A 15427-nucleotide genomic window follows, 5' to 3' on the forward strand; every position below is an offset into this window, starting at 1 on the left:
CCCAGCACACCGCCACTGACACCCCCGCCTCGACCAGCAGCCCGCTTCCTCTAGCGAGCCCCGCCAGGCAGATCCGAACATCCAACTCGTTGATTTACAAGGAGTTTTCAGCAGCTCTGCGCTGGAAGTGGGGCGCATTATAGGGCGCCCCAGGCACAAGTCAAACACTTTATTAGCGCACTATTAAAAAAATGCCTGAATTCCGGTCTGCGCCCGACCCAGGATCAGTGCATGCACGTCATGGGTACCTTCATAAGTATTCACGACCTCCAGGTTCACCAAGTGTCGTGCAATGCCGAACTCATCGCTGATGCCATTGCCACCCAGCATGTCGCGAGCCATGCGCGCGATGTCGAGTGCCTTGCCGCAGCTGTTGCGCTTCATGATCGAGGTGATCTCCACCGCAGCAGTACCTTCATCCTTCATGCGCCCAAGCCGCAGGCAGCCCTGCAGAGCCAGAGTGATTTCGGTCTGCATGTCGGCCAGCTTCTTCTGTATCAACTGGTTGGCCGCCAAGGGTCGGCCGAACTGCTGACGATCGAGGGTGTATTGCCGCGCGGCATGCCAGCAGAACTCGGCGGCCCCCAGGGCACCCCATGCAATGCCATAGCGCGCCGAGTTGAGACAGGTAAAAGGCCCTTTCAACCCACGCACCTCGGGGAAGGCGTTCTCCTCGGGACAGAAGACCTCATCCATGACGATCTGCCCGGTAATCGATGCACGCAGCCCCACCTTGCCATGGATGGCCGGCGCACTGAGGCCTGGCCAGCCCTTTTCCAACACGAAACCGCGGATCTGCCCTTCGTCATCCTTGGCCCAGACCACGAAGACGTCGGCAATCGGGCTGTTGGTGATCCACATCTTGCTGCCGGACAACCGGTAGCCACCTTCTACCTTTCTTGCACGGGTGACCATTGCACCCGGATCCGAACCGTGATCGGGCTCGGTCAAACCGAAACAGCCGACGAGCTGGCCGCTCGCCAGCCCGGGCAAATATTTCTGCCGTGTCGCCTCATTGCCGAAGGCGTGGATGGGCAGCATTACCAGCGAGGACTGCACACTCATCATCGACCGATACCCGGAGTCGATCCGCTCGATCTCCCGAGCGATCAGGCCGTACGACACCTGGTTGAGGGCGCTGCCCCCGTACTCCACCGGCAGCGTGGCACCCAGCAGGCCCGCTTCGCCCATCTCGCGAAAGATCGCTGGATCGGTGTGCTCATGCCGGAACGCCTCAAGCACCCTGGGCGCAAGCTTGTCCGCGGCAAACCGCGCCGCGCTGTCACGCACCATGCGCTCCTCCTGCGTCAGCTGCTGCTCCAGCAGCAACGGGTCCTCCCAGTTGAATCTCGCCTGTGCCGCCATCAGCCTGCTCCCGTGCCTGATATCAAGATTGCTACATCCTAGGCAGCGCGCCTGCTACATACAATGCACCAGCCACACGCCCACTGTAGCCATGCCGATATTCCACTACATATCCCCCTCTTTCAGCTTTTATAAGGCCTGTCGATTGCCTTAGTCGTGCCTAACCGCCGCCGGAAGCCCGCAAGCCCTCGATACGGCCGAATTGCGAACTCAAAGGGGTTCCAGAGCAGCAAACTGCGATCTTCGGGAACCGGAAACAGTTGCAACCAAATGGTCACATAAGGACTTGTAGTCCGCTGACTGTTTTACTTCAAAAATCTTGCTGCCCCTTTCGTTCGCCTGCACAATGCCGCGCCACCCCGCCGTAACTACGACCTTCGGAGGGGGCCGACGCCATTACCCCCATGTGGCCGGGCGACAAGAACAATGATCAACAGGAGACAGGAAGTGCTAATCGGCATTCCCCTAGAAACCCACAGCGGGGAAACCCGTGTGGCTGCTACCCCGGAGACGGTCAAGAAGCTCGTCAGCCAGGGTCACCAGGTGACCGTTCAGGCTTCCGCCGGCAGCAACGCCTGCGTCCCGGACAGCGCATATGAGCAGGCCGGAGCGAAGATCGGTAGCGCCGCCGAGGCCTTTGCCGCCGATCTCGTCCTCAAGGTAGTCGCTCCAGACGAAACCGAGCTGGCGCTCATGAAGCCGGGCGCGGTGCTGATCGGCATGCTCAACCCCTTCGACAGTGACTGCATCGCCCGCATGGCGGCGCGTGGCATCATGGCTTTCGCGCTGGAGGCCGCGCCGCGTACTTCCCGTGCGCAAAGCCTGGACGTGCTCTCCTCCCAGGCCAACATTGCCGGATACAAGGCGGTAATGCTCGCCGCCAACCACTATCCGCGCTTCATGCCCATGCTGATGACCGCCGCCGGCACCGTGAAGGCGGCCCGCGTGCTGGTGCTCGGCGCGGGCGTGGCCGGTCTGCAGGCCATTGCCACTGCCAAGCGCCTGGGCGCGGTAATCGAAGCCTCCGACGTGCGCCCGGCCGTGAAGGAACAGATCGAATCCCTCGGCGCCAAGTTCGTCGACGTGCCGTTTGAAACCGACGAAGAGCGCGAGTGTGCGCAAGGCGTCGGCGGCTATGCCCGCCCCATGCCGCAATCCTGGATGGAGCGTCAGGCCAAGGCCGTGCACGAGCGCGCCAAGCAGGCTGATATCGTCATCACCACCGCGCTGATCCCCGGTCGCAAGGCCCCGGTACTGCTGCAGGAAGCAACCGTGGCGGAAATGAAACCCGGCTCGGTGATCATCGACCTGGCGGCTGCACAAGGCGGCAACTGTCCGCTGACCGAAGCCGATCGTGTAGTGGTCAAGCACGGTGTAACCATCGTTGGCCACACCAACCTGCCCGCGCAGGTGCCGGCGGACGCCTCGGCGCTGTACGCCCGTAACCTGCTCGACTTCCTCAAGCTGGTCATCGACAAGGACGGCCAGTTCCACCTCAACCTTGAAGACGACATCGTCGCCGCCTGCCTGATGTGCCGGGACGGTGAAGTCGTACGCAAGAACGGCTAAGGGGCACGGACATGGATCTGATTTCCGACGGTATCTACAACCTGATCATCTTCGTGCTGGCCATCTATGTGGGCTACCACGTGGTCTGGAACGTTACCCCCGCCCTGCACACTCCGCTGATGGCCGTCACCAACGCCATCTCGGCGATCGTCATCGTTGGCGCCATGCTGGCCGCCGCGCTGACCGTCACCCCGCTGGGCAAGGCCATGGGCACCCTGGCCGTGGCCCTGGCTGCGGTCAACGTGTTCGGTGGCTTCCTGGTCACCCGCCGCATGCTGGAAATGTTCAAGAAGAAGGCCCCGAAGGCCCAGGTGGAGAAGTAATCAATGAGCATGAACCTGATCACCGTCCTCTACCTGATCGCCTCGGTGTGCTTCATACAGGCGCTCAAGGGGCTGTCCCATCCGACCACGTCGCGGCGCGGCAACCTGTTCGGCATGATCGGCATGGCCATTGCCGTCCTGACCACCATTGCCCTCATCTATAAGCTGGGCGCCGAACTGGCCACCCAAGGCATCGGTTACGTGATCGTCGGCCTGCTGATCGGTGGCACCGCCGGCACGATCATGGCCAAGCGCGTGGAAATGACCAAGATGCCCGAGCTGGTGGCCTTCATGCACAGCATGATCGGTCTGGCGGCGGTGTTCATCGCCATCGCCGCGGTGGCCGAACCGCAGTCGCTGGGCATCGTCGCCGCCATGGCCGACCCGATTCCGGCCGGTAACCGCCTGGAGCTGTTCCTTGGCGCCGCCATCGGGGCCATCACCTTCTCCGGCTCGGTCATCGCCTTCGGCAAGCTGTCCGGCAAGTACAAGTTCCGCCTGTTCCAGGGCGCGCCAGTAGTGTTCAAGGGCCAGCACCTGCTCAACCTGGCGGTGGGCCTGGTCATCGTCGGCCTGGGCCTGATGTACACCTTCACCGGGGACGTCACCGCGTTCGCCATCCTGGTGGTTCTGGCCTTCGTGATCGGCGTGCTGATCATCATCCCCATCGGCGGCGCCGACATGCCGGTGGTGGTATCGATGCTCAACAGTTATTCGGGCTGGGCGGCCGCCGGTATCGGCTTTTCGCTGAACAACTCGATGCTGATCATCGCCGGCTCGCTGGTGGGCTCCTCGGGCGCGATCCTCTCGTACATCATGTGCAAGGCGATGAACCGCTCGTTCTTCAACGTGATCCTCGGCGGCTTCGGCGCCGAAGCCGGCAGCGCCGCCGCCGGCGAGCAGGTGCAGCGCAACGTGAAGTCCGGCTCCAGCGATGATGCCGCCTTCCTGCTGACCAACGCCGACACCGTGGTGATCGTGCCCGGCTACGGCCTGGCTGTGGCTCGCGCCCAGCACGCACTGATGGAGCTGGCCGAGAAGCTGACCCACCGCGGCGTGAACGTGAAGTACGCCATCCACCCGGTGGCTGGCCGCATGCCCGGCCACATGAACGTGCTGCTCGCCGAGGCCGAAGTGCCCTACGAGCAGGTGTTCGAGATGGAAGACATCAACTCCGAGTTCGGCCAGACCGATGTGGTCCTGGTGCTGGGTGCCAACGACGTGGTCAACCCGGCGGCCAAGACCGATCCCAAGTCGCCGATCGCCGGCATGCCGATCCTCGAGGCCTACAAGGCCAAGACGGTGATCGTCAACAAGCGCTCCATGGCCAGCGGCTACGCCGGCCTGGACAACGAGCTGTTCTACATGGACAAGACCATGATGGTCTTCGGTGACGCCAAGAAAGTCATCGAGGACATGGTCAAAGCGGTCGACTGATCGGAATTGCCTGAAATAACAGCCACTTGCGCCTCAGGCGCGAGTGGCTGCGGGGCTGTTCCACCCTCCCGTGACCGGCAAAGAACGACTGCACATCCTGACCTTGGTATTAGAGGCGTAGCAGAAGCGAATCCCTAGACTCGGGGGCTGCTGAGCCAACAAGAAAACCAAGGAGCCGCTGCATGTCCCAGTATGCCGATCGCATTCGCCTCAATTCCCTGTGCGAGAAAATCACCAGCGCCGAAGAAGCGGCCAAGCTGGTAAGCCACGGCCAAACCGTCGGAATGAGCGGTTTCACCCGCGCCGGCGAGGCGAAGAAGGTCCCCCTCGCCCTGGCGGCACGCGCCCGTCAAGAAGAGTTGAAGATCACTCTCATCACCGGCGCCAGCCTGGGCAATGACATGGACGGGCTGATGGCCGAGTCCGGTCTGCTGGCCCGCCGCATGCCGTTCCAGTCCGACGCAGGGCTGCGCAAGGCCATCAACAATGGCGAGGTGATGTTCATCGACCAGCACCTGTCCGACACCGCCGAACAGCTGCGCGCCGGCAGCCTGCCCAAGGTCGACGTGGCCATCATCGAGGCCTGCGCCATCACCGAGAACGGCGGCATCGTGCCGACGACCTCGGTGGGTAACTCCGCCAGCTTCGCCGAAGCCGATGTGGTGATCGTCGAGCTGAACCTGGCCCATCCGGCCGCCCTGGAAGGCCTGCACGACATCTACCTGCCGGCCAAGCGCCCGAACCGCGGCCCGGTGCCGCTGATCAACGGCCAGGACCGCATCGGCACCCCGTACATCCCGGTCGACCCGGCGCGCATCGCGGCCATCGTCGTCACCAACCAGGAAGACTCCTACTCCGCCGTCCTGCCCAGCGATGAGGATACCCAGGCCATCGCCGACCACCTGATCGCCTTCCTGGAAATGGAAGTCGAGCGCGGCAACCTGACCTCCAGCCTGCTGCCGCTGCAGGCCGGCGTGGGCACCATTGCCAACGCCGTGATGAGCGGCCTGCTGAAGTCCAACTTCAGCGGTCTGACCATGTATTCCGAAGTGCTGCAGGACTCCACCTTCGAGCTGTTCGATGCCGGCAAACTGGTCGCCGCTTCCGGCTGTTCCTTCACCCTGTCCGAGCGTATGTGCCATCACGTGATGGCCAACCTCGACAAGTACAAGGACAAGCTGGTGCTGCGCCCGCAGGAAATCTCCAACCATCCGGAGATCGTCCGCCGCATCGGCATCATCGCCATCAACACCGCGCTGGAGTTCGACATCTATGGCAACGTCAACTCCACTCACGTCAACGGCACCCACATGATGAACGGCCTGGGCGGCTCGGGCGACTTCACCCGCAACGCACACCTGGCCATCTTCGTGACCAAGTCGATCGCCAAGGGCGGCGCCATTTCCAGCGCCGTGCCGATGGTTCCCCACGTCGACCACAACGAACACGACGTGGACATCCTGGTTACCGAACAGGGCCTGGCCGACCTCCGTGGCCTGGCGCCGCGCGAGCGCGCCCAACTGATCATCGACAAGTGCGTGCATCCGGACTTCCGTCCGGCCATGCAGGACTACCTCGACCGCGCCTGCGCCACCGTAAGCGGCCAGACGCCGCACCTGCTCGAAGAAGCCTTCTCCTGGCACACCAACATGCGCAAGACCGGCCATATGCTGGGCAAGCGCTGATCGCCGATTCGCTGTAGCACCGCCGCAGACGGTGCTACAGCGTTGATGGCTTTACGCCACCCCTCTGATAGCCCTTGGGGGCAAAGCTCGTTACACTCCGAGCCTCCAAGAATCTGCCCACAACCCCCGAGGTACAACGCATGACTCCGATTCGTCTGTTCGGCGCCGCTGCTCTGCTGAGCCTGTCGACCATGGCCAGCGCCTCCAGCTTCATCGGTACCACCGACATGATCGGCAGTGCCCTGATCGGCACCACCGAATCCAGCACCGACATGTCGTCCGGCGACGACAAGATCGTCCTGGCCGCCCGCGAAGATGCTGCCAGCTTCGTGGCCAGCCGCGGCGACATCCGTGGTGCCCACCTGGAGTCCGCTCTGCAGGTGATTCGTGCCAAGGCACCCAGCCTGCAAGCCACCGACATGGAGCTGGCCGAGGCCATCCTCGCCCGCTAAGCGGTACGACGCGCCGTCGACAGGCGGCGCGTGCTTTCCTTCACGCAGCCGCCCGGCTGCGGTCCAAATTGCATGACCCATCTTTTCTCGCTCCGCTCCTGCTGTCTTCTCCTGCTGCTCCTGTCGCTGGTCGCCGGTGCTCGCGCCGAACTGCGTCTGCAGCTGGACGGACAGGGACTGGACGATGCCCAGCGCCTGGCCAGCCGCCAACTGCTCGACCAAGCCATTGCCGCGCTGCCACCCCGCCTGATCGAACGCCTGGACCGCCAGGTGACCGTGCGCTGGACCGCGCTTCCCGAGGCCGTGCACGGGCGCATGGCAGGCGAGCGGCTGCTGCTCAATCGCTCCCTGCTGCCCGGGCTGACCGATGGCAGTGCGCGGCAACAGCGCACCGGGCGCACCCACGGCACCCAGTACCGCGAATTGCTGGCCACCGTGCTGCACGAGCTGGCGCACCTGTACGACCGTGCCCGTCTCTGGTCACCCATTGATCGTCGCCAACTGGCGCGCTGCAATCGCCTGGCTAGCACAGTGGGACCGGTTGGCCTGCCGGACGACTGCCGTGGCGAGATCGCCCGCCGCTTCACGCTCTCCGACGATCCGCGCCTGCTGGAGCTGGCTGGCTGGCCCCAGCGCATCGGCGGACGTGGCGAACCAATCAGCGACAACGGCCAGCAGGAGCGCAGCCCTGACCCCTACGAGCTGCACAACCCCCGCGAGTTCGTCGCAGTCAATTTCGAGTACTTTCTGCTCGACCCCGATTACGCCTGCCGGCGCCCCTCGCTGCACCAGTACTTCAGCGAGCACTTCGGTTGGCAGCCGGCCCATGCCCGACCCTGCAGCCCGCGTCTGCCATTCCTGAACGCCAGTCGCGACTACGAGAAGGCGCCGCTGGCCTGGATCGACCCCGAACGCGTCTACGAGGTCGACTACCTGTTCGCCGAGGCCAACGACAACTGGGTCAGTCGCTGGGGGCACAGCATGCTGCGTCTGGTGGTTTGCGCGCCCGGCCGACCCCGGGGCGCGGACTGCCGCCTGGATCTGGAGCACCATCTGGTGCTGTCCTACCGCGCCTTCGTCGGCGATCTGCAACTGTCGAGCTGGGATGGCCTGACCGGCGTCTACCCCTCGCGGCTGTTCATCCTGCCGCTGTCCCAGGTGGTGGACGAATACACCAAGGTCGAGCTGCGCGATCTGCTTTCCGTACCGCTGCGCCTGAGCCGCGCGGAGCAGGATGCCCTGGTGCGCCGCGCAGTGGAAACGCACTGGAGCTACGACGGGCGCTACTACTTCCTGACCAACAACTGCGCGGTGGAAACCCTGCAGCTGCTGCGTACCGGCACCATCCATCCCGCACTGCGCGGGCTCGACAGTGTCATGCCCAACGCCCTGCTCGACTCCCTGGCCGCCCGCGCCCTGGCCGATCTCGCACCGCTGGCCGACCCGCGCCAGGCGCTGCGCCTGGGCTACCGCTTCGACTCGTTCCGCAGCCGCTATCAGGCGATGTTCGACGTGCTGCGCGAGCAGCTGCCGATCACGCAACACAGTGTCGAAGCCTGGCTGGCCCTGCCGGCCAGTGAGCGCCTGCCGTGGATCGCCAGGGCCGACCTGCGCACCAGCGCCGCGTTGCTGTTGCTGGAGCAGGCCGCCCAGCGCCAGCAACTGCTGCTGGCCCAGGACGAACTGAAGCAGCGCTACCTGGGCGAAGCTGCCGACCCGCAGATGAAGCGCACCGGTGACACCCTGCAGACCATGCTGGTGCAGGCCGGCTTCCTCAGCCGTCCGGCGGAGTTGCTGAAAAGCGGTTATGGCCTGCCGCAGCCGGCGGAATGGCGCGAGCTGAACGCGCTGACCGAGGAGCGCCATCGGTATCTGCGCCAGCTCAGCGACAACCTCGATCAGGACCTGCGCCAGCTGCTGCTGCCACAGCGGCGTGACGAGCTGGACGCGGTGGAGACCAACCTGGCACGACTCGGCGAGCGGGTGCGCAGCCTGCACCGCGAATCCGGCGGGTTGCAGCTGCGCTGACCGTCCCTGCGGGACCTGGCGGAGCGGCAACCTTGTCCGCCCTGCGATCCGCCACTACCAAGCCAGCTAATGATCTTGCGTTTGCCGCGCGCCGCCACCAAGATAGCGGCGTTTTGGTTCTTGCCGGCCGCATGTCCGGCTTCGGTGGATATGTGCTGCAAGTCCTGATGGCCATCTGGCCGCTGTTCGCCCTGATCATTGCCGGACACCTGATGCGCCGCTGGCAATTCCCCAGCGAAACCTTCTGGCCCGGCGCCGAGCGCCTCAACTACTTCATCCTCTTCCCCGCCCTGCTGGTGGCCAGCCTGGTCAATGCGCCGCTGGACAACCCGGCCATGCCGCGCCTCGCGCTGGGGGTATTCACCGCCCTGGGTATCGGCTGGGTCACCCTGCTGATCCTGCGCCGCGTGTGCAAATGGCCTGCGGCTCGTTTCGGGGTATTCAGCCAGGCGCAGCTGCGCTTCAACACCTACCTGGGCCTGGCCATTGTCGGCAACCTGTTCGGTGCCGAAGGCCTGGGCATTGCGGCGGTGCTGCTGGCGCTGATGGTGCCGGCGGTGAACGTGCTGTCCGTGTGGGCATTGAGCGCCGAAGGCGGCGTCAGCCCGCGCACCCTGCTGCTGCCCATTCTCAAGAACCCGCTGATCCTCGGCTGCGTGGTAGGCGCGCTGATCAACCTCAGCGGCCTGGGCCTGCCCGGGGGCAGCGACCGACTGCTGAGCCTGATGGCCGCCGCCAGCCTGCCGCTGGGTCTGCTCAGCGTCGGTGCGGCGCTGCAGCCGCAGCAGCTGCGCAGCCAATTGGCGCCGCTGGCCTGGAACACCGCCATCCGCCTGCTGATCATGCCGCTGCTGGCCTGGGGCGTAGCCCTGACGCTGGGCCTGCCGCTGCTGGAAACGGCCGTGGTCGTGGTCTTCTTCGCCATTCCAACCGCGACGGCCAGCTACATCCTCACCCGCCAGCTGGGCGGCGATGCCCCGCTGATGGCCGGCGTGATCACCCTGCAGACCCTGCTGTCGATCGCCAGCCTGCCGCTGATCCTCGGCCTGCTGGGCTTCTGAGCCCCCTCTGGCCGGAACCTGGCGGGCCGAGTAACATCAGTTCGCCAGCCGCTCCGGCGGCCTCGCTTCTTTCATCCATTTCCCCCAAACGAATCCGTCATCCGCCCGGTTGTGCGGTGTAGCTGCCTGTCAGGCTTTTTCTGGGAGGCTTGGTCATGCTGACCCTGCTCAACCTGTTGTCCGCCGTGGCCCTCCTGGTGTGGGGCACGCATATCGTGCGCACCGGCATCCTGCGCGTGTACGGCTCGCAATTGCGCGAAACCCTCAACCGCAGCACCCGCAACCTGCCGCTGGCGTTCGGTGCCGGCATCGTGGTCACCGCGCTGGTGCAGAGCAGCAACGCCACCGCCCTGTTGACCACCTCTTTTGTCGCCGAAGGGCTGATGACCCTCGGCCCGGCGCTGGCCATCATGCTCGGCGCCGACGTCGGCACCGCGCTGATGACCCGCGTGCTGACCCTTGACCTGCACTGGCTGTCGCCGCTGCTGATCCTGATCGGCGTGGTGCTGTTCCTGTCGCGCCGGCAGACACGCGTCGGCCAGTTCGGCCGCGTACAGATCGGCGTCGGGTTGATCCTGCTGGCGCTGCAGCTGATCGTCGCCGCCGCACAGCCGATCACCGAATCCACCGGCATCAAGGTGCTGTTCGCCGAGCTGACCGGCGACATCCTGCTCGACGCGCTGATCGGCGCGCTGTTCGCCCTGCTCAGCTATTCCAGCCTGGCTGCGGTGCTGCTCACCGCCACGCTGGCCAGCGCCGGGCTGCTCAGCCTGCCGGTGGCCATCGGCCTGGTGATCGGTGCCAACATCGGCAGCGGCGTGCTGGCGCTGCTCAACAGCAGCCTGCAGAGCGCCGCCGGGCGCCGGGTGGCGCTGGGCAGTCTGCTCTACAAACTGATCGGCCTGTTGCTGATCATCCCTTTCCTCGACCCGCTGGTGGCCTGGATGGACGGGCTGGCGCTGGACAGCGCCAGCCTGGTAATCGGCTTCCACGTGGCCTACAACAGCCTGCGCTGTGTGCTGATGCTGCCCACCGTGAGCGCCATGGCCCGACTGAGCACCTGGCTGCTGCCGGAGCGCCCGGAAAGCGAGGACGGCGTGCGCCCGCGCAACCTGGACCCGGCCGCCCTGGCCACCCCCGGCCTGGCGCTGGCCAACGCGGTGCGCGAGACCCTGCGCATCGGCGATCTGGTGGAGCAGATGCTCGAGCAGTTCCACCTGGTGCTGCGCGACGACGACCGCAACGCCGGGCAGCGTATCCGCGCCCTGGATGACGACGTCGATGCGCTGTACAGCGCGGTCAAGCTCTACCTGGCGCAGATCAACCGCGACGACCTGTCGGCGCAGGACAACCGGCGCTGGGCGGAAACCATCGAACTGGCGGTCAACCTGGAACATGCCGGCGACCTGATCGAACACATGCTGGGCAAGCTGCAGAGCCACAAGACCGCCCGCGCCCATGCCTTCTCGGAGGTCGGCCTGCAGGAGCTGCTAGCCCTGCACGCAGGCCTGCGCGACAACCTGCGCCTGGGCCTGTCGGTGTTCCTGGGCGCGGACCGCGTCAGTGCGCAGCGCCTGCTGGACGAGAAGCGCCGCTTCCAGGTCTGGGAGCGGCGCCTCACCCATGCGCATGTGAACCGCCTCGGCGAAAGGGTGGTGGCCAGCCTGCACAGCAGCGGCCTGCACCTGGAACTGATCGCCGACATGAAGCGGCTCAACTCGCTGTTCTGCGCCAGCGCCTATCCGGTGCTGGAAGCCGCTTGCGCCACAGGCGTGACGGAAGCGGCCGAGCGGCTCAGCCCCGCGGCAGGCGACGGCGCTGCAGCCATACCACCAGCGCAAACACCATGAAGCCGGGGATCCACATCCACTCCTTGGCCCAGCGGTCGGTGGGGGCGCGCACGCGCAGGATCTGCTGGTCGAAGGCCAGACCCAGGTCGGCGGCGACACTGCCGAACGCCACGTTGTCGATCAGCAGCTTGCCGTCCTCTTCGTAGAGCATCAGGCCCAGCTTCTCCAGGCGCTGCTCGCCGCTTTCGCCATCCGGCACCGGCAGCAGCAGGGCGAACTCGCGGGGATCCCCCACGTCGTCCTCGCCGAGCACACGCAGGCGCAGCTGGCTGTCGGCCTCCACCTGGCCCAGAGCCTGTACGAACTGGCCGGGCGGGATGTCCTGGTAGGGATCGTGCACCAGGTCCATCCAGAAACCCGGACGGAACAGCGTGAAGGCCACCAGCAGCAGCAACACACCCTCGTACCAGCGACTGCGCACCAGGAAGAAGCCCTGGGTGCCGGCGGCGAAGATCAGCATGGCCACCGTCGCCACGATGAAGATCAGCACGCCGCGCCAGAAGCCCACGTCGATCAGCAGCAGGTCGGTGTTGAAGATGAACAGGAACGGCAGCGCCGCGGTGCGCAGGCTGTAGTAGAAGGCGGTCAGGCCGGTCTTGATCGGGTCGCCCTTGGATACCGCGGCGGCAGCGAACGAGGCCAGGCCCACCGGCGGCGTCACGTCGGCCATGATGCCGAAGTAGAAGACGAACAGGTGCACCGCGATCAGCGGCACGATCAGCCCGTTCTGCTGCCCCAGCGCCACCACCACCGGCGCCAGCAGGCTGGACACCACGATGTAGTTGGCGGTTGTCGGCAGGCCCATGCCGAGGATCAGGCTGAACACCGCGGTGAACAGCAGCATGAGCAGCAGGTTGCCCATCGACAGCACTTCCACCACGTCGGCCAGCACCAGGCCGACACCGGTCTGCGACACCGCGCCGACGATGATGCCCGCCGCCGCGGTGGCGATGCCGATGCCAATCATGTTGCGCGCGCCGCCGATCAGGCCCTCGCGCAGGTCGACCACGCCGTCGCCGAAACCGCCATGGGTCTGGCCGCCGTCACCGCGCATCCAGGACAGCAGCGGGCGCTGGGTGAGCAGGATCACCACCAGCATCACCGTGCCCCAGAACGCCGAGAGGCCGGGCGACAGGCGTTCGACCATCAGGCACCAGACCAGCACCACCACCGGCAGCAGGAAATGCAGGCCGGAGAGCAGCACGGCACGGGTCTGCGGCAGCTCCTCCAGGGGCTTGTCCGGATCTTCCGCCGGCAGCGGCGGATTGCTGGCTGCCACCTTGAGCAGCCCCAGGTAGACTAGCGCCAGCAGCACGCCGATCACCCAGATGGCCGCCTCGCCAAGCGCCGGCTTGAGCCAGCCCAGGCCGTAGTAGACGGCCAGCGACAGGCCGCTGATCAGCGCCGCGCCGAAGGCGAAGCCGGTCAGCCGGCGCAGCCAGGGCTTGGGCTGGTGCGTGCCGATCGGCTGCATGCCGAGCTTGAGCGCTTCCAGGTGCACGATATAGAGCAGCGCAATGTAGGAGATCGCCGCCGGCAGGAAGGCGTGCTTGATGATCTCCACGTAGGGAATGCCGACGTACTCGACCATCAGGAACGCGGCGGCGCCCATCACCGGGGGCATGATCTGACCGTTGACCGAGGAGGCCACTTCCACCGCGCCGGCCTTTTCGCCGGAGAAGCCGACCTTCTTCATCATCGGAATGGTGAAGGTGCCGGTGGTCACCACGTTGGCGATCGACGAGCCGGAGATCAGGCCGGTCATGCCCGAAGCCACCACCGCCGCCTTGGCCGGGCCGCCGCGCAGATGGCCGAGCAGGCTGAAGGCCAGCTGGATGAAGTAGTGGCCGGCGCCGGCGCGCTCAAGCAGCGCGCCGAACAGCACGAACAGGAACACGAAACTGGTGGACACGCCCAGGGCGATGCCGAACACACCCTCGGTGGTGATCCATTGGTGGTTGGCCAGCGCATTCAGGCTGACGCCGCGGTGCGCCAGCATGCCGGGCATCCAGGGCCCGGCCAAACTGTAGATGAGAAAAAGCAGGGCGATGATCGCCAGCGGCGGGCCCAGGGCGCGACGGGTGGCTTCCAGCAGCAGCGGAATGCCGATGCAGGCGGTGACCAGGTCAGCGGTGGTCAGGCTGCCGGGGCGCAGCGCCAACTGCTGGTAGAAGATGAACAGGTACGCAGCGCTGGCAGCGGCCACCAGGCCGAGGGCGATGTCCAGCAGCGGCACCCGGTCGCGCGGCGAGCGCTTGAACGCCGGGTAGGCCAGGAAGGCCAGCAGCAGGGCGAAGGCCAGGTGGATGGAGCGGGTTTCGGTGTCGTTGAACACCCCGACGCCGAACACGAACGGCAGCGGCGAGGCGATCCACAGCTGGAACAGCGACCAGAGCAGCGCCAGCCCGGCGATCGCCTGGGCCATCGGCCCCTGCGGCAGGCGGGCGCCGACGTCCTGGGCGATCAGTTCCTGGGTGGAGAGAGTCTTGTCTTGCATGGCGGGAAGGCCTGTTTCTCAGAGGCGGAGACCAAGAAAACCCGCTGCCGGCCTCGGCACGCGGGTTTTCAGTGAGCAACGGAGCGAGCTCCGCTTTCCGGTTACAGCCAGCCACGTTCCTTGTAGTAGCGCTCGGCGCCCTCGTGCAGCGGCGCGGTCAGACCGACCTTGATCATGTCTTCCGGCTTGAGATCGGCGAAGGCCGGGTGCAGGCGTTTGAAGCGGTCAATGTTCTCGAACACGGCCTTGACCAGCTGGTAGACCACTTCCGGGTCGACCTTGCTGGTGGTGGACAGCACCGCCTTGCCACCGATGGACGGGGTGGCCTGGTCGTTACCCTTGTACAGGCCGCCGGGCACCTCGGCCTTGGTGTAGTAGTGCTTCTCGGCCAGCAACGTGTCGATTTCCGGGCCGGTGATCGGCACCAGCACCGCGTCGACGGTGGTGGTAGCTTCCTGGATGGCGCCGTTGGGGTGGCCGACGAAATAGGTCATGGCGTCGATGTTGTTGTCGCCCAGCGCGCTGGCCTGCTCGGCCGGCTTGAGCTCGGCGGCCAGGGCGAACACCGACTTGTCCCAGCCCTTGACCTTCATGATCTCTTCCAGCGTGTCGCGCTGGCCGGAGCCCGGGTTGCCGATGTTGACGCGCTTGCCCTTGAGGTCGTCGAGACCCTTGATGTTGGCGTCGCGGCGCGCCAGCACGGTGAACACCTCGCTCTGCAGCGAGAACACCGCGCGCAGGTCGCCCATCGCGCCTTCCTTCTCGAATGGCGCCAGGCCCTGCATGGCCTTGTACTGGTGGTCGGACTGCATGACACCGAAGTTGAACTCACCGCTGCGCAGGCCATTGACGTTGGCCACGCCGCCGCCGCTGGCCGGCGCATTGCACTTGAGGTTTTCGGCGTTGCGATTGACGAAGCGGCAGATCGACTGGCCCGCGACGTAATAGACGCCGGTCTGGCCACCGGTGCCGATGGTGACATAGCGATCTTGCGCCTGTGCCGAGGCGGTACCGCCCAGGGCAGTGGCCAGAGTGGCCGTCAGGGCCCATGCCAAGGATTGGCCTTTCATGGGGTTAGCTCCTTCTTCTGATTGTCATGGGTACGACCGCCTTCGTGGGGCGCGGGTCGTCGGGAGTAACTCTATACCGAAACGCCGCCG

General features: G+C 65.6%; 11 protein-coding genes. 8 read left to right on the top strand and 3 right to left on the bottom strand.

All coding sequences use genetic code 11. The features are described from left to right. Positions 1–183 precede the first annotated feature (183 nt). On the bottom strand, positions 184–1365 hold the full coding sequence (locus SF06_RS14190) for an acyl-CoA dehydrogenase (RefSeq protein WP_027591133.1): 1182 nt from the start codon (positions 1363–1365) through the stop codon (positions 184–186). A 447-nt stretch (positions 1366–1812) separates the two neighbouring features. Between SF06_RS14190 and SF06_RS14195 the strand changes: the two genes are divergently transcribed. The 8 genes from SF06_RS14195 (at position 1813) to SF06_RS14230 (ending at position 11770) form a co-directional block, all read left to right on the top strand. Next, positions 1813–2934 (top strand): Re/Si-specific NAD(P)(+) transhydrogenase subunit alpha, encoded by a 1122-nt coding sequence (locus SF06_RS14195; protein ID WP_039562213.1) that lies wholly within the window; start codon positions 1813–1815, stop codon positions 2932–2934. Positions 2935–2945: 11 nt separating this feature from the next. Continuing rightward, positions 2946–3257: an NAD(P) transhydrogenase subunit alpha part 2 gene (locus SF06_RS14200; RefSeq protein WP_027591131.1), complete on the top strand. Its 312-nt coding sequence runs from the start codon at positions 2946–2948 to the stop codon at positions 3255–3257. 3 nt (positions 3258–3260) lie between these two features. Then, positions 3261–4694: an NAD(P)(+) transhydrogenase (Re/Si-specific) subunit beta gene (locus tag SF06_RS14205; protein ID WP_027591130.1), complete on the top strand. Its 1434-nt coding sequence runs from the start codon at positions 3261–3263 to the stop codon at positions 4692–4694. Positions 4695–4876: 182 nt separating this feature from the next. Next, entirely contained in the window at positions 4877–6379 is a 1503-nt protein-coding gene (gene scpC / locus SF06_RS14210; protein WP_039562215.1) for a succinyl-CoA:acetate CoA-transferase ScpC, read from the top strand. Between the two features lie 140 nt (positions 6380–6519). Continuing rightward, a complete protein-coding gene (locus tag SF06_RS14215) occupies positions 6520–6831 on the top strand; it encodes a DUF2388 domain-containing protein (RefSeq protein ID WP_039562216.1) in 312 nt (103 codons plus the stop codon). A 72-nt stretch (positions 6832–6903) separates the two neighbouring features. After that, positions 6904–8859 carry a DUF7844 domain-containing protein gene (locus SF06_RS14220; protein ID WP_039562219.1) on the top strand — a complete coding sequence of 652 codons (1956 nt, stop codon included), beginning with the start codon at positions 6904–6906 and terminating at the stop codon, positions 8857–8859. Between the two features lie 131 nt (positions 8860–8990). Further along, positions 8991–9920, top strand: a complete 930-nt coding sequence (locus SF06_RS14225; protein WP_175610503.1) for an AEC family transporter — start codon at positions 8991–8993, stop codon at positions 9918–9920. A gap of 155 nt (positions 9921–10075) precedes the next feature. Next, positions 10076–11770, top strand: a complete 1695-nt coding sequence (locus SF06_RS14230) for a Na/Pi cotransporter family protein (protein WP_051587480.1) — start codon at positions 10076–10078, stop codon at positions 11768–11770. On the opposite strand, the gene SF06_RS14235 is transcribed toward SF06_RS14230, so the two are convergent. Both SF06_RS14235 and SF06_RS14240 read right to left on the bottom strand, forming a co-directional pair. Then, entirely contained in the window at positions 11715–14267 is a 2553-nt protein-coding gene (locus SF06_RS14235) for a TRAP transporter permease (RefSeq protein WP_039562221.1), read from the bottom strand. The genes SF06_RS14230 and SF06_RS14235 overlap by 56 nt on opposite strands. 101 nt (positions 14268–14368) lie before the next feature. After that, entirely contained in the window at positions 14369–15337 is a 969-nt protein-coding gene (locus SF06_RS14240; RefSeq protein WP_039562223.1) for a TAXI family TRAP transporter solute-binding subunit, read from the bottom strand. Positions 15338–15427: the final 90 nt, after the last annotated feature.

The organism is Pseudomonas flexibilis (genome assembly GCF_000802425.1).
Classification (GTDB): Bacteria; Pseudomonadota; Gammaproteobacteria; order Pseudomonadales; family Pseudomonadaceae; genus Serpens; species Serpens flexibilis.